Source organism: Paenarthrobacter sp. JL.01a, from assembly GCF_025452095.1.
GTDB lineage: Bacteria > Actinomycetota > Actinomycetes > Actinomycetales > Micrococcaceae > Arthrobacter.
The window spans coordinates 987,034-1,012,536 of record NZ_CP104877.1 but is presented as its reverse complement, the minus strand read 5'-3'; the positions used below and the strand labels follow the sequence as shown (position 1 = coordinate 1,012,536).

General features: G+C 63.3%; 24 protein-coding genes and 1 riboswitch. Of the genes, 8 read left to right on the top strand and 16 right to left on the bottom strand.

Annotated features, from left to right (window positions below; all coding sequences use genetic code 11):
* Positions 1-77: 77 nt before the first annotated feature.
* Complete coding sequence (locus N5P29_RS04985) at positions 78-917, top strand: siderophore-interacting protein (RefSeq protein WP_262277551.1); 840 nt, start codon at positions 78-80, stop codon at positions 915-917.
* 82 nt (positions 918-999) lie between these two features.
* Here N5P29_RS04985 and N5P29_RS04980 read toward each other — a convergent pair whose 3' ends face one another.
* The 10 genes from N5P29_RS04980 to N5P29_RS04935 all read right to left on the bottom strand — a co-directional run bounded on the left by N5P29_RS04980 (position 1,000) and on the right by N5P29_RS04935 (position 13,635).
* A complete protein-coding gene (locus tag N5P29_RS04980; RefSeq protein WP_262277550.1) occupies positions 1,000-2,487 on the bottom strand; it encodes a threonine/serine exporter family protein in 1,488 nt (495 codons plus the stop codon).
* A gap of 27 nt (positions 2,488-2,514) precedes the next feature.
* The gene (locus N5P29_RS04975) at positions 2,515-3,831 is read right to left on the bottom strand and encodes a peptidoglycan bridge formation glycyltransferase FemA/FemB family protein (protein ID WP_262277549.1); all 1,317 of its coding nucleotides are present in this window, start codon (positions 3,829-3,831) and stop codon (positions 2,515-2,517) included.
* Positions 3,832-3,942: 111 nt separating this feature from the next.
* Positions 3,943-5,031, bottom strand: coding sequence for a lipid II:glycine glycyltransferase FemX (locus tag N5P29_RS04970; RefSeq protein ID WP_262277548.1), 1,089 nt, complete (start codon positions 5,029-5,031; stop codon positions 3,943-3,945).
* Positions 5,032-5,169: 138 nt separating this feature from the next.
* A complete protein-coding gene (locus N5P29_RS04965) occupies positions 5,170-5,721 on the bottom strand; it encodes an NUDIX hydrolase (RefSeq protein ID WP_262277547.1) in 552 nt (183 codons plus the stop codon).
* Between the two features lie 57 nt (positions 5,722-5,778).
* Positions 5,779-6,600 carry a DNA/RNA non-specific endonuclease gene (locus N5P29_RS04960; RefSeq protein WP_262277546.1) on the bottom strand — a complete coding sequence of 274 codons (822 nt, stop codon included), beginning with the start codon at positions 6,598-6,600 and terminating at the stop codon, positions 5,779-5,781.
* A 38-nt stretch (positions 6,601-6,638) separates the two neighbouring features.
* Complete coding sequence (locus tag N5P29_RS04955) at positions 6,639-8,051, bottom strand: L-serine ammonia-lyase (protein ID WP_262277545.1); 1,413 nt, start codon at positions 8,049-8,051, stop codon at positions 6,639-6,641.
* A gap of 198 nt (positions 8,052-8,249) precedes the next feature.
* Entirely contained in the window at positions 8,250-8,636 is a 387-nt protein-coding gene (gene gcvH / locus N5P29_RS04950) for a glycine cleavage system protein GcvH (protein ID WP_144662734.1), read from the bottom strand.
* Positions 8,637-8,736: 100 nt separating this feature from the next.
* Positions 8,737-9,870, bottom strand: a complete 1,134-nt coding sequence (gene gcvT / locus N5P29_RS04945) for a glycine cleavage system aminomethyltransferase GcvT (protein ID WP_262277544.1) — start codon at positions 9,868-9,870, stop codon at positions 8,737-8,739.
* A gap of 9 nt (positions 9,871-9,879) precedes the next feature.
* Entirely contained in the window at positions 9,880-12,726 is a 2,847-nt protein-coding gene (gcvP, locus tag N5P29_RS04940) for an aminomethyl-transferring glycine dehydrogenase (RefSeq protein WP_262277543.1), read from the bottom strand.
* A gap of 178 nt (positions 12,727-12,904) precedes the next feature.
* A riboswitch (glycine riboswitch) is annotated at positions 12,905-13,002 on the bottom strand.
* 93 nt (positions 13,003-13,095) lie between these two features.
* Positions 13,096-13,635, bottom strand: a complete 540-nt coding sequence (locus tag N5P29_RS04935; protein WP_262277542.1) for a TetR/AcrR family transcriptional regulator — start codon at positions 13,633-13,635, stop codon at positions 13,096-13,098.
* Positions 13,636-13,708: 73 nt separating this feature from the next.
* Between N5P29_RS04935 and N5P29_RS04930 the strand changes: the two genes are divergently transcribed.
* Positions 13,709-15,259, top strand: a complete 1,551-nt coding sequence (locus N5P29_RS04930) for an MFS transporter (RefSeq protein ID WP_262277541.1) — start codon at positions 13,709-13,711, stop codon at positions 15,257-15,259.
* A 4-nt stretch (positions 15,260-15,263) separates the two neighbouring features.
* Here N5P29_RS04930 and N5P29_RS04925 read toward each other — a convergent pair whose 3' ends face one another.
* Entirely contained in the window at positions 15,264-15,923 is a 660-nt protein-coding gene (locus N5P29_RS04925) for a cyclodeaminase/cyclohydrolase family protein (RefSeq protein ID WP_262277540.1), read from the bottom strand.
* 106 nt (positions 15,924-16,029) lie between these two features.
* Between N5P29_RS04925 and N5P29_RS04920 the strand changes: the two genes are divergently transcribed.
* A complete protein-coding gene (locus tag N5P29_RS04920; RefSeq protein ID WP_262277539.1) occupies positions 16,030-17,274 on the top strand; it encodes an amidohydrolase in 1,245 nt (414 codons plus the stop codon).
* An 82-nt stretch (positions 17,275-17,356) separates the two neighbouring features.
* On the opposite strand, the gene N5P29_RS04915 is transcribed toward N5P29_RS04920, so the two are convergent.
* On the bottom strand, positions 17,357-17,569 hold the full coding sequence (locus N5P29_RS04915) for a hypothetical protein (protein ID WP_262277538.1): 213 nt from the start codon (positions 17,567-17,569) through the stop codon (positions 17,357-17,359).
* A 41-nt stretch (positions 17,570-17,610) separates the two neighbouring features.
* Positions 17,611-18,612, bottom strand: a complete 1,002-nt coding sequence (locus N5P29_RS04910; protein ID WP_262277537.1) for an NAD(P)/FAD-dependent oxidoreductase — start codon at positions 18,610-18,612, stop codon at positions 17,611-17,613.
* Between the two features lie 102 nt (positions 18,613-18,714).
* Here N5P29_RS04910 and N5P29_RS04905 point away from each other — a divergent pair, with 102 nt between their 5' ends.
* Positions 18,715-19,308: a helix-turn-helix domain-containing protein gene (locus tag N5P29_RS04905; protein ID WP_262277536.1), complete on the top strand. Its 594-nt coding sequence runs from the start codon at positions 18,715-18,717 to the stop codon at positions 19,306-19,308.
* Here the strand turns inward: N5P29_RS04905 and N5P29_RS04900 are convergent.
* Positions 19,305-19,607 (bottom strand): helix-turn-helix domain-containing protein, encoded by a 303-nt coding sequence (locus N5P29_RS04900; protein WP_262277535.1) that lies wholly within the window; start codon positions 19,605-19,607, stop codon positions 19,305-19,307. The two genes, N5P29_RS04905 and N5P29_RS04900, sit on opposite strands and share 4 nt — an antisense overlap.
* Before the next feature lie 68 nt (positions 19,608-19,675).
* On the opposite strand from N5P29_RS04900, the gene map reads away from it, so the two are divergent.
* The 4 genes from map to N5P29_RS04880 all read left to right on the top strand — a co-directional run bounded on the left by map (position 19,676) and on the right by N5P29_RS04880 (position 24,251).
* Positions 19,676-20,455 carry a type I methionyl aminopeptidase gene (gene map, locus N5P29_RS04895; RefSeq protein ID WP_262277534.1) on the top strand — a complete coding sequence of 260 codons (780 nt, stop codon included), beginning with the start codon at positions 19,676-19,678 and terminating at the stop codon, positions 20,453-20,455.
* Between the two features lie 179 nt (positions 20,456-20,634).
* The gene (locus N5P29_RS04890; RefSeq protein ID WP_262277533.1) at positions 20,635-21,666 is read left to right on the top strand and encodes a nitrilase-related carbon-nitrogen hydrolase; all 1,032 of its coding nucleotides are present in this window, start codon (positions 20,635-20,637) and stop codon (positions 21,664-21,666) included.
* A complete protein-coding gene (locus N5P29_RS04885; protein ID WP_262277532.1) occupies positions 21,663-22,688 on the top strand; it encodes an agmatine deiminase family protein in 1,026 nt (341 codons plus the stop codon). The genes N5P29_RS04890 and N5P29_RS04885 overlap by 4 nt, the downstream gene beginning before the upstream one ends.
* Before the next feature lie 12 nt (positions 22,689-22,700).
* Positions 22,701-24,251 carry an APC family permease gene (locus N5P29_RS04880; RefSeq protein WP_262277531.1) on the top strand — a complete coding sequence of 517 codons (1,551 nt, stop codon included), beginning with the start codon at positions 22,701-22,703 and terminating at the stop codon, positions 24,249-24,251.
* A gap of 108 nt (positions 24,252-24,359) precedes the next feature.
* Here the strand turns inward: N5P29_RS04880 and N5P29_RS04875 are convergent, their stop codons facing one another.
* Together N5P29_RS04875 and N5P29_RS04870 are read right to left on the bottom strand one after the other, a co-directional pair.
* Positions 24,360-24,905 (bottom strand): AMIN-like domain-containing (lipo)protein, encoded by a 546-nt coding sequence (locus N5P29_RS04875; RefSeq protein WP_262277530.1) that lies wholly within the window; start codon positions 24,903-24,905, stop codon positions 24,360-24,362.
* A gap of 216 nt (positions 24,906-25,121) precedes the next feature.
* Positions 25,122-25,424 carry a DUF4193 domain-containing protein gene (locus N5P29_RS04870; RefSeq protein WP_262277529.1) on the bottom strand — a complete coding sequence of 101 codons (303 nt, stop codon included), beginning with the start codon at positions 25,422-25,424 and terminating at the stop codon, positions 25,122-25,124.
* Between the last annotated feature and the right edge of the window lie 79 nt (positions 25,425-25,503).

Genomic DNA, 25,503 nt, shown 5'->3' with positions numbered 1-25,503 from the left:
CGGGAACGTGAGCGAGCGTGTGTAACCTTCGACGCATACCCATCAAGCACCCAGCCAATTAGCTTAGGCTTGCCTATATGACCGCTCTTCCTGTCACATCGTCCGCCACACGCAACACCCGCCCGCAGGTCAACCTGACCGTCCTGCGGAGCGAACGCCTTTCGCCGCACATGGTGCGGATCGTGGCTGGCGGACCCGGGTTCAGCGACTACGCGAACAACGACTACGTGGACCGCTACGTCAAAATCGTCTTTCCGCAGGATGGCGTGGACTACGAACAGCCCCTTGATCTCTGGACCATCCGCGAGACCATGCCCCGCGAACAGTGGCCGCACACCCGGACCTACACCATCCGGTGGGTGAACCTGGAGACGCAGGAGCTGGCCATCGACTTCGTCGTCCATGGCGATGAAGGCCTCGCAGGCCCTTGGGCTGCTGCGGCCAAGCCCGGAGATTCCCTGGTCTTCACCGGCCCCGGAGGTGGCTACAACCCCTCCCCCGACGCCGACTGGTACCTCTTCGCGGGAGATGACGCTGCGATTCCCGCCATCGCCGCCTGCGTTGAAGCCCTCGCCCCCGACGCCCGCGGAACTGTCTACCTTGAAGTCGACAACGAGGCCGATGCCCTCCCGATCTCAGCCCCGGAGGGAGTGAAGATCCACTGGCTGTTGCGTAAGGGCACGCCCGCAGGGTCCAGCGACCTTCTCCTCGAAGCCCTCCGCGGCACCGAGTGGTTGCCCGGGCGGGTAGATGTCTTCGCCCACGGTGAGCGCGGATACATGAAGGGTCTGCGGGAGATCTTCTTTGTCCAGCGCGGACTCGAACGTTCGCAGGTTTCGTTGTCCGGGTATTGGGCGCAGGGCCGTGTGGAGGAAGTCTTCCAGGCGGAAAAGAAACTCCCCGTCGGCCAGATCTAGCCGAGTTTTTGTACAGATAATGCCCCCAAAAGATCCTTTTAGGGGCATTATCTGTACAAAAACTCGGGAGGGAGGGGGCGTCTTAGCGTCTGCGGACCCTCCGGCGTTCGTTGCTGGAGAGGCCCTTGGTCAGTGGCCGCGCAAGGTTGTCGCCGAGCACGATTCCAGCCGCCACCCCGAGCACGATCGCGCCTGCGTTGAGCATGCCGCCCGCGCCCAGGAGAATGTCTCCGCCTTCGACGGTCAGGGCATACATAGAGCGGAAAATCGTGAGCCCGGGGAGCAGGATCAGCGCCGCCGGAACGGCGACCACCAGTTGGGGAGCACCCAGTTTCAGGGCGACTACGCGGGCAAGGAGGCCGATGACGACGGCAGCGACGGCGGGCGACAAACGGTCGCCCAGTCCCGCTTGGCCGACCCCCCACAAAACGAAGAAGCCCACCAACCCAACTGCCGCCGTCGGAAGCAGCAACCGCATTTGGGTCTGCTCGGTGACGCCAATCGCGACCACCGCGATGGCTATCAGGATGGCTTGGCCCCACAACGGGTAGGCGTCGGGGAAAGTCTGCGTGACGTCCAGGACCGTGCTGCCCATGAGCGTTCCGACCACGACGGCGACGCCGATGCCCGCGACGATCGCGCCGAAGGTCAGCAGCGTGGAAAGGAACCGGCCTGCGGCGGTCACAGGGAAGCCGTTGATCGCATCCTGGACCGATGACACCAGGCGGCCAGTCGGAAGCAGCAGCAGGATCCCGCCCGCCACCACAATGGATGGCGCTATCTCCACCCCCGCCCAACGAAGCATCAGGGCAACAAAGGTGACGAAGAAGGCGCAGGCCATGGTGTTGAAGAAGTCGGCCGTGCGCCATCGTGCGAGCTGACGCGAGAGCAGGCTGATGACGATGTTGGACGCAAAGGCCACCGCCGAGGCGCCAATTCCCCCACCCAGCACGCCAACGAAGACCGCGGCAAAAATACCGAAAGCAATCGTGACCATCCACCGTGGGAAGGGTTTTGCACTGCGGATGATGTCGTTCAGCCTGCGGACGGCTTCGTCGCGCCCCACTCCCCCGGCAACGATGTCCGTGACCAGTTGATGGACCTGTGCCAAACCTGCGTAGTTATTGGTCCAGGAGCGCACCACACGCAGCAGCGTAATGGGGGTTTGGTCCTTGGGCGCGTAGTTGATGGCCACCGACTGGTTGGTGATGTCCACCTCCACGTTCTTCAAGCCGAGCGCAGCCGTGACAGCGATCATGCTCGTTTCGACTTCCAACGCACCTGCACCGTACCGGAACATGACTTCGGCCAGATGGAGCGCGAAATCGATGGTCTTACGGGCCGAGGCATCAACGCCCACCACTTGGATGGTGGGGTTCGCGTAAGGACTGCCCGCGAGACGATCCACGATATTCATGGGGGCCGTGGGCGGGCTATCACCCTGCACCAGGCGCATGAGCATGCGTTTGGCATTGACGTTCTGCCGTACCTGCGACGGGCGCAATGGCTGGGTCTTGGGCAACCCGTCGGTATGGGGCCTGCCGGTGGACCCATCGGGGCGTTCAGTCACGCGGTGATCCTCCTCTGGCTTGTTTGATTAGCGGTTCCCCTGGAGTCTTCCTAGTACCGGCAATTTCTCAAGCGGCAATCGTCCCAGTACCGTCTGGGCGGCTCCTGCAAGCTTTCTGGCAACGCGGTACGCGTTGTACTTCAGGGGGTTCACGGGAGCAACAAAATCACCCAGCAACTGAACTACTTCACCGCCGAAGCCCTTCTTGAATTCGTACCCGCCGTGGCCGGTCTCGTCCTGGCCCTGGATTCCGAAAGTGCCGTAGAAGTTGTACCGGGAGTAGCCGTTGTTCAGCGCGTGCAGCATCATGCCCCAGTAGAGGGACGTTGCACCGTTGAAATAGATGTAGTCCTGGACCGTCCCGCCGATCACGCAGGTGAGTTCGTCGCCCGAGCAGGCAAAGTGGATGGCAGCCACAGTTGCCACGCCCACCGAGTCCGGGAAGCGCTCAATGTCCTTGAGGCTGCGCTCGTAGCTGTCCACAAGGTCCTGAACCACTTTGACGCGGTTGGCCTTCTTCTTGCTGCCGGTTTCCTCCACCTCCCGCTTGAGCCCGGCCAAGGTTTTGGACTCCGCCTCAAGGCGCTCGGTGATCGACGCCCGGTACTCCGGGATGTTGATCTTGGCCATCATGAGTTTGGTGAACTCATCGGAGGTGTTGCGGAGCAATTGCTCGTAGTACTCGCGTTCGCGGTACGTGAAGCCCTTCTCGTCGCCGGCGGTCTTGAGGGCGTTGTAGAAGTCGTCCAGCGTTTCCAGCGTGGCCTGCTCCAGGTACACCCCGTTCTTCTCCGCTTTTCGGATGGCCTTCCGGGTGCGGTAGTTCATGCCCATGATGAGCTCTTCGGCATCGGCAACGCCGTCCAGGGTCTTGATGAACATCCAGTTGATGTTCGCGAAGTTCATATCGAAACCCTGGTGCTTGAACCCGAGTCCTTCGAGTTCCTTCAGCAACGGGCGGTTGTCTTCGATCTCCGGGTGCTCAGCACCGTCCTCATCGCGTGCGATGTAACGCAGGTTCGGCGAGATCCGCAGCTCCGCGGCCTTCTTCGAAGCCGCGTGCTTTTTCAACTGCTCGACGACGAAGCGAACCACGGCGGGGTCGCTGTAGTCCATGAGCGGTCCCTTGGCGCAGTCCGCGGTTTTGTAGCCGATGCGGTTGGACGTGTAAGTAAGCTTGCCCGCTGCAATGAGGCTCCCCCCGCGGGTCACGCCGAAGAGCTCGACCTCTTGCCCGCGGGCACGCTGGAAACGCGTTAGGTCCATGGACTGGATGAAGCTGCCTTGCGGGTGTCCCTTGGCGAACGTCTCGAAATCAGCGTCGCTGAGAATCACGAATTCCATGTCGGTTCCAGCCTCGATCGGAGTCAAAGAAATTACCTCACCTAGATTAGTTTTGCGCCCGTTGGTGGCCGGGGCGGGCCTGTTCGTTGGCTTGCTGGCTGGGGCGGCCTGTCAGTAGAACTGGCCGCCGGTACGCATGGTTTCGAGCCTTCTGAAGACCTTCTCCGCACCCTTGAGCCAGAGCTTGTATCGGATTGGACCCAGCACGTGGTCGTAGCAGCCCACAAAGTCAGTGACGGTCTTGGTGAAGCTCGTCTTGAAGGACCCCAGGCCGTACAGCGGATGGGATTTGTCCTTGATACTCGCCGCGGGAGGTGTGCCGCAGAAGTCGTACTCCACGCAGCCGAGCTCCTGCATCCGCTGGATCGCTGCCCATTGGACCAAGTGGGAGTCGCCGTACTGCTTGCGCTTCTGGGTGGAGCCGCCGTCTTTATAGGTGGCCTTGGACCCGTAGTTGATCACGAACGCACCAACGCTCGGAGCGCCGTCTTCATAAACGAAGAAGAACTGGCCCTGGCCCCTGCTGCTGAATTCTCCCCAGAATGCCGCGTAGTACTCATAGCTACGCAGCGGCATGGCACCTTTGGCATTTACCGTGTTCTGCATGAGGGCATAAAGCTTGCGGTAGCTGTCCTCGCCGGCTTCTTCCTGGATGACCTCGCAGCCCTCCCGCTCCGCCCGGCGGACGGCGTTCCGGGCCCGGGATGAGATGCTCCGCAGGACCTCGTTGGCGGGTGCAGAGATGTCCAGTACAGCTGTGAAGTCGTTGGACTGGATGTTCGGGGCCTTGACCAGGCCCGCCGCCTTCAGTTGCGCACTCACCTCAGGTGACTCCACGACGTCGGGCTCTATCTTGATGGTGAACACGTTCAGCTTTTGCTCGCTCGCCAAGGTGGCGACGGCGTCCAGCATCGGCTTGATGTCGTCGACGGACTCGGCGTCGGGACCCTTGATCAGGTACCAGAGCCGTCCGAGGACAGGAAACTTTTTCTCCAGCAGGAGGTTGTAGCTGGCGTAGTCGGCGGTCTCGACGACGAGCCGGCGGACCAGCCAGCCGTTGCCGTCCTTGACTGCCGCGTAGGCGTCCGACTGCAGCATGTTGCCGCCATGCGGGTTGGCGGTGACGTGCTTGTCCCAGTTATCGGTTTCCTCGGCAGTGGCAAAGCGGGCGGTAAATTCTCGCAAGGTGGCCGTGTCCAATCTCAGGGTTTTGGTGCAGTGTTCAAAGCAGGTGCGCATGCGGACATGCAGCCCCAAGTCTATCGGTCATGGGAGGACGCGGTTCAGTGGCGCGGAGTGGACGGGCTCATGGAACGCCGTGATCTTCATTCCACAGACTTACGACGATGGCCCGGAACCCAGCTGTTCAGCTGCCATGTACGCGTTCAGCCGGTGATAGCCCTGGCCCAACGTTCCCGGGTGAAATTCGCTCAATGGCAGAAGAGAGATGGCAATGTCCTCTGCTTCATCCGGGCTGGGATCCCTAGTGGGTTCACAGTCCAGGGCCAGATAGAAGTGGACCCGGTTGCTTTGACTGTTCCAGTTGGCCCAGGAGTTTCCGAGACTGTGCAGCTCTCCGGCTTCGTATCCCGTTTCCTCGCGGAGTTCACGCCTCACAGTATTATCGAAAGAACTGTCGTCCGGTTCCACGCCGCCCCCTGGCAGCCCCAGCGCGACTATTCCCGCGCCGTGGTGATACTCCCGGATCAGCACCACATTCCGGGCCCGATCCAGGGCGAAAACGGAGACCCATTCCGGGTTTTCCTGAACGTAATACGGTGCCACCACGACGCCGGATGCCGTCACACACTCGTCAGCCCGCAAAGAAATCCATTTGTCTTTGACGACGACGCGACTATCGCTGACATTCCAAGCGGTTTCGTCCCTCACGGCGCCTCCCCATCTTGGCCTCTGGCCAGTAAAGTCCCGGCTGATTCCTCGAGCATCCTACAACCGGATCTGCTCCATGCTCTCGAGCTGGATCGCCTTCGGGGCCTTACCCAGCTCACGCTGGCCGCTGGTTAGACGGTCCGCAGCCGTGAGCCGGCTCAGGCTGAGCCCTGTGAGGTCGGCAATCTCGCCGATCGGAACCTGGAACGTCCGGAAAGGACCCAACGGGGGTGGTTCGCCCTCCAGCAGCCGTTCTGTGATTGCCTTTTTGAGCTCTACCTTCCCGAGCAACGGCGACTGGTCAAGGATGAAGCCGGCAGCTCCCAGTTTCGCGTCGTTGGTCCACACCGCGATCTTCCAGAACTTCCTCGGCACCTGGACGCCCCGGTAGGGAGGATCGTCATCCAGGAGGACCGGCCCGGTGAAGACGCTGAGCTTGGCATCGAAGGAGTCGGCGTGCTCCAGGACATGGTCCTCCAGCCCGACCCACAGTTCCTTGCCCTGGTTGAAATCATCAACCTGTGGAGCTGCGTTGGTGAAGACAAAAGTGTCCTGGTTGGCCTTCTTGGCTGTCGCTTGGTCGCCCCAGACCGGATCCAGGCGCCGAACCAGATGACCACGGTCGAAGGCGTTGTTCTTGTACACGTCAGGACCGGCCTGCTGCTCCTTGGGAACGCGCTCGTCAAAATGCCAGGTTCCCTCGCGTGCCAGCGGATTCAGTTCGCTGCCGCTGATGTTGACGCCCACGATCGCCGCAAGCTTCCGGTTTACCCGGAAGCGTACGGAGAAGTGGGTGTAATCCAACAGAATCGTCGTTGCCGACGGACTGGGCAGCTCAACGCGTGCCCGCAAGAAGTCCCTGTCATATCCCCCGCTCATGCATACAGCATGGCACTAGGCACCGACAGTAAACAGACTCAGCATTCGACGACGTTGACGGCGAGGCCGCCCATCGCTGTTTCTTTGTACTTATGGGACATGTCCTTGCCCGTTTCCCGCATGGTCACGATGACCTCATCCAACGAGACCCGGTGCGTCCCATCACCCCACAACGCCATCTTCGCCGCGTTGATCGCCTTCGCCGCAGCAATCGCGTTCCGCTCAATACACGGAATCTGCACCAACCCACCAATCGGATCACACGTGAGCCCCAGGTTATGCTCCATCGCGATCTCCGCCGCGTTCTCCACCTGCGCCGGGGAACCACCCATCACCTCAGCCAACCCCGCAGCAGCCATCGACGACGCCGAACCAACCTCACCCTGGCACCCCACCTCAGCACCCGAAATCGACGCCTGCTCCTTGTACAAAACCCCCACTGCGCCCGCGGCGAGCAAGAACCGCACCACCACATCGTCCTTATCGGCCTGGGTGGCCTGATCCATGCCCGGAGCGTAATTCAACGCATAGTAAAGAACAGCCGGGATGATGCCCGCCGCACCATTGGTCGGGGCCGTCACCACCCGGCCCCCGGAAGCGTTCTCCTCATTGACCGCCAACGCGATCAGGTTCACCCACTCCTGCCAATACTTCGGATCGTTCCGGTCCTTGTCCTCCTTCAGGAGCCGCTCCAACCAGTCAGGAGCACGACGACGGACCCGCAACCCGCCCGGCAGCACCCCCTCACGCTTCAGGGACGTTTCAACACAGGCCTCCATCACCGACCAAATATGCAGCAGACCCTCCCGGATCTCTTCCTCCGACCGGGACGCCCGCTCATTGATCAACATGATGTCGCTGATGCCCAAGCCTTTGGATGAGCACCGGCCCAACAACTCCGCCGCCGTCCGGAACGGCAACGGCAACTCCGCCTTGGACTCCTCCAACTCCGCCCGGGCCGTGCTCTCCTCACCCTCACGCACAATGAACCCGCCACCCACCGAGAAAAACGTCGCCTCCCTCAGCACCGCCCCCTCAGCATCAGAAACCACGAACTTCATCCCATTCGTATGCCGCGGCAACACCGTCAACGGATGCAACACCATATCCTCCACCGCATACGGCAGTTCCACGCCCTCACCGGAAGCACCGGCAAGGTTCAACACACCCGTCTCGGCGATCGCGGCCAGGCGTTCCTCCACTTCCTCGGGGAGGATCAGCTCGGGGTGGTAACCCTCAAGGCCCAACAGCGTGGCAGTCATCGTCCCATGACCTTTGCCCGTCGCGGCCAAGGAACCATACAGATCCACCCGCAACGACGCCACCGAGCCCAGGACACCGCTGTCCTTCAACTCTTCGGCAAACACCGCTGCGGCCCGCATCGGCCCCACAGTGTGCGAGCTTGATGGGCCAATGCCCACAGAGAACAGATCGAAAACACCAACAGCCATAGCCGGGATCCCTTTTATACAGCTTGAATCGGTCCGGCAGATCGTCCTGCCGGATGGCCTCCCCCGCTTGTGGCGAAAGACGACCGAAGCGCGACGCCGGATGGCCCCCAAAGGCGGCAACCCGGCGTCGCAAATTATTCAGTTACTACAAACCACGCTACGCCCGTATGTCCAGTGCCGGACCCGGGCAGCCGGCAACTAGGCCAGGTCTCCGCCATTCTTGGAGGCGTATTCCTGGGCCGACAGCAGCGGGCCGTCGGATTCGGCGGCCACCTTGAAGAGCCAGCCGGCGCCGTAGGGGTCGTTGTTAATGAGGGCGGGATCGGAAACAACGGCGTCGTTGATCTCGGTGACCTCGCCTGTGACGGGTGAGTACAGGTCGGAGACGGACTTGGTGGACTCCACCTCGCCGCAGGTCTCGCCGGCGGTCACGGTGGAGCCGACCTCGGGCAGGTCCACGTACACGATGTCGCCCAGTGCGTCGGTGGCAACCTCGGAAATGCCAACGGACACCGAGTTCCCTTCGCCGCGGGAGACCCACTCGTGTTCGTCGGAGTACTGAAGTTCGGGCGCTACTTTGGGCATTCTTTTTCCTTTACGTGTGCTGAATGAAAAATCCAGGAGTTTTTGTACAGCTAATGCCTTTATAGCCGGGCTATGAGGTCATTAGCTGTACAAAAACTCGCTACTTTTGGCGCTTGTAGAACGGGAGCGCGACGACTTCGAAGGGCTCGGCCTTGCCGCGGAGGTCCACATCGAGGGCAGTCCCGGGCTCAGAGAGGGCAACGTCGACGTACGCCATCACTACGGGGTACCCCAAGGTGGGACTCGGCTGGCCGGACGTCACTTCACCAACAACGGCTCCGTCCTTCACCACGGGGTAGTGCGAGCGGCCGGCGCGGCGTCCCAGGCCCTTGAGCCCCACGAGCTTGCGGCCAGTGGAGACCCCGGCACCCTCGGCCTTCAAAGCAGCAAGTGCTTCCTTGCCAACAAAGTCGCCTTCCTTGGACAACGCCACAACAGGGCCAAGCCCGGCAGCGAAGGGATTGCCTTCGCGGGAGAGCTCGTTGCCGTACAGTGGCATACCGGCTTCCAGACGGAGTGAGTCGCGCGAGGCCAGGCCCGCCGGGACCAGTTCGCCCTCTTCGGCGACGGCGGTGATCGCCTGCCACAGCGCGGCGGCGGATTCGTTGGGAACGAAGATCTCGAAGCCGTCTTCGCCGGTGTACCCGGTGCGTGCCAAGAGCAATTCCTGGCCGCTTCCGGCCACGAGGAAGGTGACCTCGACGGCGGCGTAGTACTTCAATCCGGTGACCAGCGAGTGCTGCTCGGCCGGTACAAGGCGCAGAAGGATGGCTTCGGCAAGGGGACCCTGGACGGCGATGAGCGAAGTCTCGGGCGAGGCATCCACAACCACGACGTCGAACCCGGCCGCACGCACCAGCAGTTCCGCAGCAACAACTGCCGCGTTGCCGGCATTCGGCACCACAAGGAACTTCTCTGCACCGCGACGGTAGACGATCAGGTCATCGATGATGCCGCCATCTTCCTGGCAGATCAGCGAATACTTGGCCTTGCCATCGGCCATGGCAGAAATCTTGCCCACCAGGGCGTAGTCCAGGAACGCTGCGGCCTCGGGTCCGGTGACCCAGACTTCGCCCATGTGGGAGAGGTCGAACAGGCACGCGGACTTGCGGACTGCGTGGTGCTCGGCCAATTCCGAGGAGTACTTCAGCGGCATCTGCCAGCCACCGAAGTCGGTGAACGACGCGCCAAGCTTCTTGTGCTCTTCGTAGAGGGCGGTGTATTTCCCTGTCATGACCGGTCCTTAGTTCTCGAAGTCTTCGATCGGCGGGCAGGAGCAGACCAGGTTGCGGTCTCCGGCTGCGCCGTCGATGCGGCCAACGGGCGGGAAGTACTTGTCCTGCTTGAGATGGTGGACCGGGAAGGCGGCCTGCTCGCGCGGGTACGCGCGGTCCCAGTCGGAGCTCACGACGGCGGCTGCCGTGTGGGGCGCGCGGCGAAGCGGGGAGTCCTGCACGGAGAAGTCGCCGGCAGCAACCTGGTCGATCTCCTTGCGGATGGTGATCATGGCCTCGATGAAGCGATCGATCTCCACGAGGTCTTCGGACTCCGTGGGCTCAACCATCAAGGTACCCGCAACCGGGAAGGCCAGGGTGGGCGCGTGGAAGCCGAAGTCGATCAGGCGCTTGGCCACATCCTCAGCGGTGACGCCGGTCTTCGCGGTCAATTCGCGCAGGTCCAGGATGCACTCGTGGGCTACGAGTCCACCTTCACCTGTGTAGAGCACCGGGAAGTGCTCGTTGAGGCGGGATGCGATGTAGTTCGCCGCCAGCAACGCGGACTTGGTGGCTTCGGTCAGTCCCTGGCCGCCCATGAGCTTCACGTAGGCCCAGGAGATCGGGAGGACACCGGCCGAGCCGAAGCGGGAGGCCGAAATCGGAACGTCATTGCCCTCGGTCCAGGACGCTGCGTCGCCGGGCATGAACGGTGCCAGGTGTGCCTTGGCTGCGACCGGGCCAACGCCGGGTCCGCCGCCGCCGTGCGGGATGCAGAAGGTCTTGTGCAGGTTCAGGTGGGATACGTCGCCGCCGAACTTGCCCGGCTGGGCAAGGCCTACGAGGGCATTGAGGTTGGCACCGTCGATGTACACCTGTCCGCCGGCTTCGTGGATGGCGTCGCAGACTTCGCGGACGTCTGCGTCGTAGACACCGTGCGTGGACGGGTAGGTGATCATGATGGCCGAGAGGGCGTCGCGGTTGGCTTCGATCTTGGCCTTCAGGTCAACGTGGTCGATGGTGCCATCGGGAGCGGTGGCCACGACCACGACCTTCATGCCTGCCAGCACTGCCGAGGCGGCATTGGTGCCGTGCGCGGAGGCGGGGATGAGGCACACGTTGCGCTGGTCATCTCCGTTGGAGAGGTGGTAGCCGCGGATCGCGAGGAGCCCGGCCAGCTCACCCTGGGAACCGGCGTTCGGCTGAATGGACACTTGGTCGTAACCGGTGATCTCGGTCAGCTGCGCTTCGAGGTCGCTGATGAGTTCACGCCAGCCCTCGGTCTGGGAGTCCGGAGCGAACGGGTGGATCGAGGCGAACTCGGGCCAGGAAATGGCTTCCATTTCAGCGGTGGCGTTGAGCTTCATGGTGCACGAACCCAACGGGATCATGGTGCGGTCCAGCGCGAGGTCGCGGTCCGAGAGCTTGCGGATGTAGCGCAGGAGCTGGGTCTCGGAGCGGTGGGTGTTGAACACCGGGTGCTGCATGAATGCGCTGGTGCGCTCAACGGAAGCCTCCAGCGCAAAGTCCTCGGCGGCATCGGTGACCGAAGCGCCAAAGACATCGAGGAGGCGGCCGACGATGTCGGACGTAGTCGTTTCGTCAACGGAGATGCCGACAGTGTCAGCATCGATGCCGCGCAGGTTGATGCCCTTGGCCTCGGCGACGGCGACGATCTCTGCTGCCTTGCCCGTGACGCGGACGGTGATGGTGTCGAAGAACGAACCGTGGAGGACCTCGACGCCGGCAGCCTTCAGGGACGCTGCAAGCGTCCGGGCGTGGCTGTGGGCGGTCTCAGCGATCGCCTTCAAGCCTTCCGGGCCGTGGTAGACCGCGTACATCGAAGCCACGATGGCCAGCAGCGCCTGCGCGGTGCAGATGTTGGACGTGGCCTTCTCGCGGCGGATGTGCTGCTCGCGGGTCTGCAGGGCCAGACGGTAGGCGGGAACGCCGGCGTCGTCCTTGGAAACGCCCACCAAGCGGCCCGGCATGGAACGCTCAAGACCCTTCTGGACGGCCATGTAGGCAGCGTGCGGGCCGCCGAAGAAGAGCGGGACACCCAGGCGCTGGGCGGAACCCACGGCGATGTCAGCGCCCTGCTCACCCGGAGGGGTGATGAGCGTCAGGGAAAGGAGGTCGGCGGCAACGGTGACCAGTGCGCCGCGTTCCTTGGCCTCGGCAATGACGGCGGAGTGGTCGAAGACGCGGCCGGAAGCACCGGGCTGCTGGAGGACGACGCCGTTGATGGCACCTTCCGGAAGGCCGGCTGAAAGATCGGCAACCTCAACCTCGAAGCCGAGGGCTTCAGCACGGCCCTTGACGATGGCGATGGTCTGCGGCAGGCAGTCCGCGTCGAGCACGGTCTTGCCGTCCTGCACGGCCTTGTTCTTGTTGGCGCGGCGCATCATGAGGACGGCTTCGGCCACGGCGGTTGCTTCGTCCAGCAGGGAGGCGTTGGCGATCGGCAGGCCAACGAGGTCCTGCACCATGGTCTGGAAATTCAGGAGTGCTTCAAGGCGGCCCTGCGAAATTTCGGGCTGGTACGGGGTGTAAGCGGTGTACCAGGCCGGGGACTCAAGGATGTTGCGGCGGATGACCGGCGGCGTGACGGTGTCGTAGTAGCCCTGGCCGATCATCTGGACGGCCGTCTTGTTCTTGGAGGCGAGCTTGCGCAGCTCGGCAAGGACCTCGACTTCGCTCAGCGCGTTCTGCAAGGTGAGGGCGACGTCCTGGCGGATGTCGTTCGGAACGGCAGTGTCGACCAGCGAGTCAACAGAGTCGTAGCCAACGGACTTGAGCATGGTCTCAATGTCGGCCTGGCGGCGGGCGCCGATATGCCGATCGACGAAGGTGGTGGAGGCGGAACTAACCGTCACGAAGGAACTCCAATACTTGGGCGGCGTTTGGGTACGCCGCAGCGGCTCGGGTTCCTCCCCGCTCTGTATTGGACCTGAGAGTTTCCGCGTGTTGTCCGCACAACGAATCGCTTGCACCGTCGGTGAGCACAGCATCCCACGTCAATGGCGTGGAGTGCCTGCTGCTTTCCAGAGTTGCCTCGCCGCGGCGGTGCGTGGGCCTGAGAGATTCCTGGGGAGGGTTTGCTCCTACGGCGCCTGCATCACGTGCCTGCAGGACTCTCCCGCCGCAGATCAAAGGCATGTTCAGTTGTCTGTGGGCACCACGCCGGGCACGCCACAAGGCTTAATTGTCCTACGTGCAAGGCCCTGCGGCAAATGGATGAAACGTCACTTCCGCAGGCGGTCCAGGACGCCCAGCAGGATTTCGACGTCGGCCTCCCGCCCGGCGTTGCCGGCCCCCTGCCCGCCTTCGAACATCGCATTGAAGTAGAGGCCGTCGCCCATGTAGCTGACGGCCTTGGCAATCTCCGGTCCTACGTCTTCGGCCAGGACATCCAGCCACTGCTGCTGGATTCCTGCGAAGCGCCGCCGCGTTTCCTCATGGGCTACTTCAGCGAGCCTCGTTGCCGCAACGAAGGCCCTGTCCATGGGGGTGTCGGCCCAGAGGGAGGACCGGATGAAGTACGCGGCCGCACCGTCCGACGCGGCCTTCATCTGCTCAATGTCTTCCTGCGCCAACTCGTCCAGGCGTTCCAGCAAGGCGCTGATCAGGGCTTCCTTGTTGGGGAAGTGATACAGCAGCCCGCCCTTGGAGACACCGGCCCTCTTGGCGACGGCATCCAGGGTAGCCGCCCGCTCCCCTACCTCGATCAGGAGGGATTCGTAGGCATCCAGGACGGCGTCCCGGGCAACTGGTTTTCGTGGCATGTGTACATCATTCCCTAAAGCTGTGCAGTCCTTGCATTTGTAACTGTACCGTCTGGACGGTACAGTAAGTGGCATGTTCTCGCCGTCCTCAACCCAAGCACCCCGTTCCGCCGCCCCCTTGACGGGCCCGGCTGCACCGTGGCGCGACTGGACGGCCTTGGCACTGCTGATGTTCCCGGTGCTGCTGGTGGCCGTCGACAACACCGCGCTCACTTTTGCCCTGCCGGAAATCGCCCGCTCCCTGGACGTGGGCGGCATACAGCTCCTGTGGATCGTTGACGCCTACCCGCTGGTGCTCGCCGCGCTCCTGGTCTCCATGGGCAACCTTGGTGACCGGATCGGACGACGCCGGTTGCTGCTGATCGGCAGCACAGGCTTCGCGGCGGTTTCGGCTGCTACGGCATTCGCGCCGTCCGCTGAGTGGCTTATTGCCGGGCGCGCCGCCCTCGGTGTCTTCGGCGCCATGCTGATGCCATCAACGTTGTCGTTGATCAGGAACATTTTTACCGACCCCAACCGCCGCCGGCTCGCGATCGCCGTATGGGCTGCCGGATTCTCCGGTGGCGCCGCCCTCGGTCCCATCTTCGGTGGCTGGCTGGTAGAGCACTTCTGGTGGGGTGCCGTCTTCCTGGTGGCAGCATTCCTGCTTTTGCCGCTCCTCGCCTTCGGCCGGGCACTCATTCCCGAGTCCAAGGACGCCAACCCCGGCCGCGTCGACGTGCCCAGCATCGTCCTGTCTGTGGTCACCATGGCGCCGTTCGTTTACGGCATCAAGGAGTTCGCCGTCCACGGACTCGGGGCATCCGCTGTAGCCTTCATGCTCTTCGGATTGGTGATGGGTGTCCTCTTCGTCCGCCGCCAGCAGCGGATCGAGAGCCCCATGCTGGACGTCAGCTTGTTCAAGAACAAGGTATTCAGCACGGCCATCGTGGCCAACGTGCTGTCCCTGTTTTCCATGACGGGGTTCATCTACTTCTTTGCCCAGCACCTGCAGCTGGTCGAAGGGCAGTCCCCCATGGAAGCCGGCATCGCCATGATCCCGGCCCTCCTGGCCACAGTTATCGCCGGCCTGCTCGTAGTACCGCTGGTCAAGAAAGTACGGCCCGGATTCGTGGTGGCCGGCGGACTGACGCTGAGCGCCATAGGCTACCTGGTGGCCGTCGTGGGTGACCACGGCAGCGGACCGGTGTTCCTCCTGTCAGCCCTGACGGTCCTGGCCGTCGGCGTGGGTGCAGCGGAGACCATCTCCAATGACCTCATCCTGGCGTCCGTGCCGGCAGACAAATCAGGGGCGGCCTCGGCCATCTCCGAGACCGGTTACGAACTCGGTTCCCTCCTGGGAACAGCCGTGCTCGGTTCAATCCTCACCGCGTCCTACCAGCACAACCTCGTCATTCCCGACGGCGTCCCCGCCGAAGCTGCCAGGAAGTCGGGGGAAACCCTGGCCGGTGCCGTTGACGCAGCCTCCGCTCTTCCCACCCAGCTCTCCGAGGCATTGACCAACGCCGCCCGGATAGCCTTCGACTCCGGAGTCCACATCACTGCGGCGATTGGGCTGGTACTGATGGCCGGAGCGGCAGTGATGGCCGCCGTCGTACTCCGCAAGGTACCCAAGGCGAAATAGGAAGCTACACCGCTTCGGTAGGTGCTGCCTTCTTGTCGACGCCGGCAGTCAGCAGGTCGATCCGCTCCAGCGCGTCGCTGAGGCGGCTGACCGTCTTCCACAGATCCGGATGCTGCTCCCTGACCTCCTCCAGCCCAGTCCCCGCGGAGGTCAGGGACGCGAGGTCGAAGCTCACGTTGGTCCGCGCTCCCGCTATGGCGGCGCGCAGCGCACCGAAGCCAACCACGACGTCCGCGATGAGGGCCGGGTTGCCATGGGAAGCGAGCCAGCCAAGGTCCTCGATGGCGTCGATGGCCCGCTCACCCAGCACGGCAGAGGCCTTGGCCGCGTCCACCGAAGCCCGGTGGATGGCCTTTTCGCGTTCCGGACCCGGGTCCAGACGGAAGGCAGCCCCGAAAGCGTTGGAGGCTGAGGCATCATCGTCTGCCAGTTGCAGGGCAGAGTTCCTCAGTTCCTGGGCCCGGGCATGAATCCCCGAAAGCTCTTCCCGCTGGTGGTCTTCGGGCTCCGTATACCCTGCCACCATGGAGGTCAGCGCGGCCGCGATCGAGAGCATGACCCCCGTTCCTGCGCCGCCACCGGGCGAACCGTTCGACTCTGCCAGGGCTTTCGTCCAGCACTCGACCGTGGACTTCTGCGTTGTGGCGGGTTCGGAATTCTTCATGGCATCCAGTCTGCCGCGACTGCCCGGTCTTCGCACACACAGGCTTCGCACACCGCCGGTGGATACACTGGCCGGACCAAAGGCGTCGAACGAAGAGGGTAAACCCATGACCATTGACCTCGAAGAGCTTTACAAAGACCTGCACGCCAACCCGGAACTGTCCTTCCAGGAGACCAGGACGGCGGGAATCGCCGCCGGGCACCTGGAAAACCTTGGCTTCACGGTCCACCGCAACATCGGCAAAACCGGCGTGGTGGGCATCCTTGAGAACGGAGCCGGGCCCGTGGTGATGCTCCGGGCCGATATGGACGCACTGCCCGTCAAAGAATCCACAGGACTGGACTACGCAAGCACCGCCGTCGGCGTCGACCACGCGGGCAACGACGTTCCCGTCATGCATGCATGCGGCCACGATGTCCACGTCAGCTGCCTGGTGGGTGCTGTGGAGTCGCTTGCCGCGCACCGCGACCAGTGGCAAGGCACGTTGATCGCCGTTTTCCAGCCCGCAGAGGAATGGGGCGGTGGAGCGAACGCGATGGTGGCGGACGGCCTGTACGACGTCGTGCCGAAGCCCGACGTCGTACTCGGCCAGCATGTCGCCCCATTCCCCGCCGGCTGGTTCGGCATCCGTTCCGGCGTCGCCATGGCCTCTGCCGACTCCCTCAACATCACCCTGCACGGACGCGGCGGACACGGCTCCCGCCCTGAAACCACCGTTGACCCTGTCCTCATGGCAGCAGCTGCCACGGTCCGCTTGCAGGGCATTGTCTCGCGTGAGCTCGCGGCGAGTGACTCGGCGGTGGTAACCGTTGGGCAGATCCATTCAGGGACAAAAAACAACATCATTCCCGAGACCGCGACCCTGGGCCTTAGTGTCCGCACCTTCAGCGATTCCATCAGGGACAAGATCCTCGGATCCATTGAGCGGATCGTCCAGGGGGAATCAACAGCCTCCGGCGCTCCGAAGGATCCGGAGATCCACTTCGAGGAGCACTTTCCCCTCACCGTCAATGACGAATCGGCTGCAGGCAGAATCACGGCAGCCTTCAAGGCCAAATTCGGCACGGCACAGGTGATCGATCCCGGCCCGGTCTCGGGCAGCGAAGATGTCGGAGCCTTGGCAAAGGGCGCCGATGCACCTTTGGTGTTCTGGTTCCTTGGAGGCGCCGACCCTGCACTGTTCAGGGAGTGGGCCACCACAGGGCGGCTCCCTGAGGACATTCCATCCAACCACTCGCCCTATTTCGCACCGCTTATCCAGCCCACGCTGGCCAAGGGAACAGAAGCCCTGGTCACCGCTGCCCTGGAGTATCTGGGCACGGCAGAAAGAAACCAGCCCGGGGAGAGCTGACCTGGGAGCCCATGGAAAAGGCGCCGGTGGTCCCGGCGCCTTTTGCGTGGATTCGGTGCTCGTTCCGGTCCGGGAGTGATCCCTAGACTTTCTCGTAGATGCGGTCCACCTTCGGTTCGTAAACCTCAGGCTCCCTGCGACGACGTGCCAGGAAAGTCCACAGCGTGCCTTCTGTCCCTGGGCGGGTCTCCGCCGGGGCAGCAGGCTCTTTGGCCTCTGTGGTGCGGGTCTCGGGCTTGCGCGCGGAGTCCTTCTTCGTGCGCCGCTCGAAGTCGTCATAGTACGCGTAGCACATGCCAACCTCCTTTAGTGGCGATCCTTTAATGATCCCCGCACTTAAGCCGAACGTCGACCACTATTTTTCCGGGCCGCTTCCACCGCGAGTCTGGTTTCCTCAGTTATCAGGTGGGCATTGATCGCCGCTCCCGCCATGACACCCGAAGCTGCCGATGCCATGACCTGCCCCATGAGGTCGGCGACGTTCCCTGCCGCCCACACGCCCGGCACCGAGGTGGCGCCTCCCAGGGGATTCACTTCGACATGCCGCCCTACGCCCATGGGGTGCTCCACCACCTTGACCCCAAGGGATTCCAGTACTCCGGACCGGGCCTCCAGGCGGGTCCCTGTTGCCAGGGCCTCGGCTGGAATGACCCTGCCGGAAGCCAGGACCACCCCGCTCAAAGCATCATCCGTGACCTCAAGTGAGCGCACTTTGCCCTCCACAACGTTGATGGAGCGTGCGGCAAGCTGTTCCCACTCTTCATCCGTCGGTTCCACAACGTCGTTGAGGAACAAGGTGATATCCGGGCTCCATTGCCGGAAGAGCATGGTCTGGTGCAGGGCCATCGGAAGGGTCCCCAGTATCCCGATCGCTTTGTTGCGCACTTCCCAGCCGTGGCAGTAGGGGCAGTGCAGCACGTCCCGACCCCAACGTTCGCGAAGGCCTTCAATGTCAGGAAGCACATCCGTCAGACCAGTAGTCACCAGGAGGCGCCGCGCCTTGACAGTGCCGCCCTCTCCCAGGTCCACCTCAAAGGCGGGTTCGGCGCCCTCGCCTTGCGCCGCCGTCGAAGGGGCCGCAACGGCGACGCCGTTGATGATGTCCACCCCGTAGCCGCGCGCCTCCTCCCGTCCCAGTCTCAGGAGTTCCCTGGGGTTGATGCCGTCGCGGGACAGGAAGCCGTGGACCCCCGCGGCAGGAGCATTCCGGGGTTCGCCGGCGTCGATCACCAGCACTGACCTCAGAGCCCTGCCCAGCGTCACGGCGGCACTTAACCCAGCTGCGCCACCTCCAATGATGACGACGTCGTACTCCTTGATGTTCTTTTCTTTGCCCACTTTGCCTCCGTGATTCCCTCGCGGCCTTGTGCCGTTCCTTCCATGGTTGGACAGCCTCGGGAGAATCAGCAAAGAATTTTGCTGATATGGCAAACTTGGTCCATGAGCCAAGACTTCAGTTCCATGCTCGACGCCGTCGGCCCGCGCCTGCGCGCGCTGCGGACCCAGCGCAACCTGACGCTGGCGGAAGCTTCGGAGGCAACGGGCATTTCCGTCAGCACGTTATCCCGCCTCGAATCGGGGCAGCGGAAGCCCACCTTGGAGCTTTTGCTCCCGATAGCGCGGCTGCATCAGATACCCCTTGAGGAACTGATCGACGCCCCCGAGACCGGCGATCCCCGCATCCACCTCAAGCCGCAAGTCCACCACTGGGGAACCGCACTCCCCCTCACCCGTCGCCCGGGCGGGATCCAGGCCTTCAAGATGGTGCTGAAAAGTGGCACGGGCAAGGAGACGCCGGAGCCCCAATCCCACGAGGGCTACGACTGGATGTACATCCTCAACGGCAAATTGCGGCTGGTCCTGGGCGGGAACGACTTCATCCTCAAACCCGGCGAGGTAGCCGAGTTCGATACCCGGACTCCGCACTGGTTCGCCAGCGCTACGTCAGAGCCGGTGGAACTGCTGACACTGTTCGGCCAGCAAGGCGAGCGCCTGCACGTCCGGGCACGGCCAAAACGCCCGGACCAAGCTTAGGAAGCCAGGAACTCGCGCGCGCTGCGGCGCGGCGCGCTTGGATCCGCGCCGGCGTCGGGCTGGTTGATCTCCGCCCAGACCTCGTCCAGGGACAGGCCCAGGACATCGGCAATCGCAGCCACGGTGGGGAAGGCGGGGGTGGCTACCCTTCCGGATTCGATTTTGCGGAGCGTCTCCGGGGAAACACGGGCATCAAGGGCGATCTCCAACATGGAGCGCGTGCCCCGTGCGCGGCGCAACAATGAGCCGAGACGTTGTCCACGCTCGGCCTCTGCGGGTGTAAGAGGCAACCTGACCATAGCTCCAATTGTAATACCGGGATAATATGGCCGGGATAGTTATTGGACGCACAACAGAAAGGCTGCTCATGATCGAGATCCTCAGCGCCAACGAACTGCTCAGGGCAAAGGCTTCGGGCGCTCTCGTGGCCAATATCCTGCACACCCTCAAGGGCCGCTGCACCGTGGGCACCAATCTGCTGGACATCGACTCATGGACCAAGGACATGATTCTGGAGGCCGGAGCCGAGTCCTGCTACGTCGATTACGCCCCCTCCTTTGGCCGCGGACCGTTTGGGCATTACATCTGCACCGGCGTCAACGACGCCGTCCTCCACGGACTGCCGCGGGACTACGCACTTGCCGACGGCGACCTGCTGACCCTCGATTTGGCCGTTTCCCTGCAGGGAATCGCCGCGGACTCCGCCATCAGTTTCATCGTTGGCGACACTAAGCCCGCCGGGAGCGTGGCCATGATCGAAGCGACCGAACGCGCCTTGCGTGCCGGCATCGCAGCAGCCCGGCCCGGCGCCCGCATCGGCGATCTCTCCTACGCAATGGGGTCGGCCCTCAAGGAGGCCGGCTACCCGGTAAATACGGAATTCGGTGGCCACGGCATCGGCTCCACCATGCACCAGGAGCCACACGTGCCCAACATGGGCCGGCCTGGACGCGGCTACAAGCTGCAGCCCGGATTGCTGCTCGCACTAGAGCCGTGGGTTATGGCAGATACGGCCCAGCTGGTCACGGATGTCGACGGCTGGACACTTCGCAGTGCCACCGGTTGCAGGACGGCCCACAGCGAGCACACCATCGCGATCACCAACGACGGGGCCGAGATCCTCACCTTGCCCACCCTGGCGGGTTGAGTACCCAGGCGGGCTGGGCACCCTGGTGGGCTGAAGCCCCGGGGACTGTTTCACGGACACCCACCGGCCGTCATAAATGAGCACCGTTCATTTGCCTCTTGCGCTCCGGCGTGACTCGCGCCATACTAAATGAACGCTATTCATTTAGTGACTGTCGTCTCACCGGAGTACATGCCCCCATGATTGAAATTACCTGCCTCGAAGCCCCCACTTCCCTGGCCCGCACCGAGCCCTCCACGCGGACGCCGTTGCGCGTCGGCGTCGTCCAGCACCGCTGGCATGCCGACGAAGCCGCCCTCCGCGCAGAACTCTCCGAGGGCATCGAACGCGCAGCAAAGCTGGGAGCCACTGTTGTTTTCCTGCCTGAGCTGACGCTCTCCCGCTACCCCGCCGACACCAAGCCGGAGAACAACCCGGCGGCAGGGATCCGCCCGTCGGACATCACCGAGGACCTGCTGACCGGCCCCACCTTCACCTTCGCCGCAGAAGCCGCCCGCAAGTTCGGCGTCTCGGTCCACGCCTCCTTGTACCAGCGTGCAGAGAACCCGGATGGGACGGACGACGGCCTTGGCCTGAACACGGCAATCCTGGTCTCGCCCGACGGCGAGCTGGTGGCCCGCACCCACAAGCTGCACATCCCCGTGACTGCCGGCTACTACGAGGACAAGTTCTTCCGCAAGGGCCCGGACGCCGAGGATGCCTACGCAGTGCACGCTCCTGCCGAACTGGGCGGCGCACGCCTTGGCATGCCCACCTGCTGGGACGAGTGGTTCCCGGAGCTCGCCCGCATGTACTCGCTGGGCGGCGCGGAAATCCTGGTCTACCCCACGGCCATCGGCTCCGAGCCCGACCACCCCGACTTCGACACGCAGCCGCTGTGGCAGCAGGTCATTGTGGGCAACGGCATCGCCAACGGCCTGTTCATGATCGCTCCCAACCGCTACGGCAACGAGGGCACCCTGAACTTCTACGGCTCCTCCTTCATCTCCGATCCGTACGGCCGCATCCTGGCCCAGGCTCCCCGCGATGAGTCCGCCGTCCTGGTGGCCGACCTCGACCTCGACCAGCGCAAAGACTGGCTCACGCTCTTCCCGTTCCTGGCAACCCGCCGTCCGGAGACGTACGGCCGCCTCACGGAACCCGTAAACCCGGACGCTCCCCTCGGTGCGAGCCCCGCCTCAAGCGCCCAGCCCCAGGCAGTCTCCGCGTGAGCGCCTGGCGCATGCAGTCCGAGACGGCACCGCAGGACCGCGTCTGGATGGCCTTCCCCACCGGCGGCTACACCTTGGGTGACACCGAGGAAAAGGCGCACGCAGCGCGCTCCACCTGGGCCGCCGTCGCGAACGCCATCCTTGAGTTCGAGCCCGTCACCATGGTGGTAGCGCCCGACGACGTCGAAACAGCCGCGCGCTATCTCGACCCTCGCGTTGAGGTGCTTACCGCCGAGCTGAACGATGCCTGGATGCGGGACATCGGGCCCTCGTTCGTACTGGATGCCAACAAGAAGCTCGGCGCCGTGGACTGGATCTTCAACGGCTGGGGCGCCCAGGACTGGGCTGTTTGGGACAAGGACTCGCTCATCGCCGGGTTCGTTGCCGGTCGGGCTGGAGTTGCACACCTTCCCTCCGGGATCGTGAACGAGGGCGGTGGCATCCAGGTGGACGGCGAAGGCACTGTACTGGTGACCGAAACCGTCCAGCTGGACGAGGGCCGCAATCCCGGTCTCACCAAGGCCGACATCGAAGAGGAACTGGCCCGCACCATCGGCGCCACCCATGTGGTGTGGCTCCCGAGGGGCCTGACGCGTGACTCGGAGAAGTTTGGCACGCGCGGCCACGTGGACATCGTGGCTGCCATTCCTTCGCCGGGAACCCTGCTGGTCCACTCCCAGCAGAACCCCGAGCACCCGGATTACAAGGTCTCCCGAGAGATCATCGACTTCCTGCGCACCACCCATGACGCAGCAGGCCGGGAGTGGAACATCATCGAAGTTCCCGCCCCGGAAACCCTTACCGATGATGAGGGCTACGTGGACTACAGCTACATCAACCACCTGGTAGTCAACGGCGGAGTCATCGCCTGCAGTTTCAATGACCCCATGGACGAGAAAGCCCTCCGCATTCTCGCCGATGCCTATCCGGGACGCCGCGTGGTCAGTGTTGACGCGCGCGAGCTCTTCGCCCGGGGCGGCGGCATCCACTGCATCACGCAGCAGCAGCCTACGGCCATCTAGAAAGGGCCCTTCATGAGCCAGACAATCCGCAACGGTGCTTCCACAAGCACCACCGCCGCTGCAGACTCGCACGACATCAGCGGCAAGGGACTGAAGACGGGGCAGTTGGGGCTCCTCGCCGTCGTCGTTCTTGGCATTTCAACCATCGCCCCGGCGTACACCCTCACCGGTGCGCTCGGCCCAACCGTAAATGAAGTCGGGCTGCAGTTGCCCGTGATCTTCCTGATCGGGTTCATTCCGATGATCCTGGTGTCGCTGGCCTACAGGGAGCTCAACGCAGACTCCCCCGACAGCGGCACCACATTCACCTGGGTTACCAAGGCGTTCGGTCCGTGGGTGGGCTGGATGGGCGGTTGGGGCCTGCTCGCCGCCAACATCATTGTCCTGTCCAACCTTGCGGGTGTGGCAGTGGACTTCTTCTACCTGTTCCTCGCGCAGGCCACCGGCTCCCCCGAGCTGGCCGACCTCGCCTCGAACAAGCTCCTGAACGTAGCCACCTGTTTCGTCTTCGTGGCCCTGGCCGTGTGGATCAGTTACCGCGGCCTGCACACCACCAAGATTGTCCAGTACGGGCTGGTGGGTTTCCAGCTGTTGGTCCTGGGGCTCTTCGTCGCCATGGCCTTCGCCAACTGGTCGACGTCCGAGACCGCTGTTCCGTTCAGCTGGGACTGGTTCGACGTCACCAAGGTTGAGACCTTCGGCCAAATTGCGGCCGGAATTTCGTTGTCGATCTTCGTCTACTGGGGCTGGGATGTCTGCCTCACCGTGAACGAGGAGACCGCCAACGGCAAGAAGACCGCGGGCGCCGCAGGCACCCTCACCGCCGTCATAGTCCTGGGTATCTACCTGCTGGTCACCATCGCCACCATGATGTTCGCCGGCGTGGGAGATACAGGTATCGGGCTGAACAACCCTGAGAACCATGCCAACGTGTTCACGGCACTGGCATCACCGGTCATGGGTCCGTTCGCGATCCTCATGTCCCTGGCCGTGCTTTCCAGCTCGGCGGCTTCCTTGCAGTCCACGTTCACTTCGCCGTCACGCAGCCTGCTGGCCATGGCGCACTACGGCGCCCTGCCGGAGCGCTTCAGCCACATGAGCAAGAAGTTCTCGACGCCGGGCTTCGCCACCATCGCGGCCGGCGTCTTGTCCGCGGGCTTCTACGCGGTGATGCACGTGATCAGTGAGAACGTCCTCAACGACACCATCCTGGCCCTGGGCCTGATGATCTGCTTCTACTACGGGCTCACGGCCATCGCTTGCGCCTGGTACTTCCGCAACAGCGTGTTCAGCAGTGCACGCAACTTCTTCCTGCGGCTGGTCTGCCCGGTACTGGGTGGCGTGGGACTGTTCGTCGTGTTCCTCCAGACCGCAATGGACAGCTGGGATCCGGAGTTCGGTAGTGGATCGGAGATCTTCGGGGTGGGACTCGTGTTCATCCTGGGCATCGGGATTCTGGCCCTGGGCGCAGTGGTCATGCTGATCCAGGCCCGCATGCGGCCCGGCTTCTTCCGCGGTGAGACCATCCGGAAGGACACTCCGGCGCTGGTGGTGCCCGAGTAGGCTCCGCCGGTGTAACGCCGAAAACGCTGGAAAGCTGCCAGTTCGCCCGGAAACTTCCGGCGAGCTGGCAGCTTTCCCGCTATCTCGGCGTTCTACGAGGTTGCGGGCTTACCAGTGATGGGCGACGTCCACCACAAGCCGCGAACCGCCGTCGGGTCCGTCCAAGGCGAAGACCCGGAACGGAAGCCTGGCCCGGACACCCAGCCCGATGCTCGTCGTGCCCTCGAAGCTGCCCGCATAGACCACTTGGCGGAACGTCTGATAGCCGGAGACGTTGGAGAGCTCCGCCTTGGCTGCCGGCAGGTACGTGGGGTTGCCCTGCTGATCATGGGAAGGTGCAGTGACCATCACTTGGAGGTCCGCATCTCCAAGGACCGGGATAGGGAAGCCGGAGGGATCCTGTGTCACCACCGGAACGTACTGCACGGAGTATCCGGCCACTTTGCCGCTCACATCGATCACCAGACGGTCAAAGCACGGCTGCTGTCCAGTGCGCACAGCTGTGACATTGCCTGAACCCATATCTGGATCAGCCTTGGCCAGCGAGCCCCAGGTGATGCCGCAATACGATGCCGCCGAGGCTGGCCCCGGCACTGCAAGACCGAGCCCGGCGACTGCCAGGACAGCCGCCAAACCCGCTCCAATTTTCCTCATTTTTTGTGCCCCCTTCAGGCGAAGTTGATACTTCAACTGTAGGAGCGGATTCAGACCATTGGACCGGTTGTGGCCGCTTCGGCGCATAACTGTTAAGGGGACGGCCAGCGGGTCACAGGAGGATTATCAAAGAGTGGCGTGAGCACGCTGCAAGGGCTGTTTCAGACGGCATCTGCCACGTTTTCGTGATCGAAGATAACGTGATCAGCGCGTTATTCAGCCTTCGCAGTCCTTGCAGAACTTGAGACCGTTCTTTTCCAGTGCAACCTGGGACCGGTGCCGGACCAGGAAACAGGAGCCACAGGTGAATTCGTCGGACTGTTCCGGGACCACGACGACGGTCAGTTCCTCGCCCGAAAGATCGGCGCCGGGAAGGTCGATTCCTTCAGCGGTATCGACGTCCTCGACGTCGATGACGGCGGTCTGGGCGCCACCCCCGCGGGACGCCTGCAAAGCCTCAAGCGATTCAGCCGGAGACTCTTCTTCTGTCTTGCGCGGAGCGTCGTAATCAGTAGCCATTGAGGGTTCGCTTTCGTTGCTGCATAGTGCCCATTCCGGCACCTCAGTGAAGGAGTTTAGGGCATACTACCCGGCAATA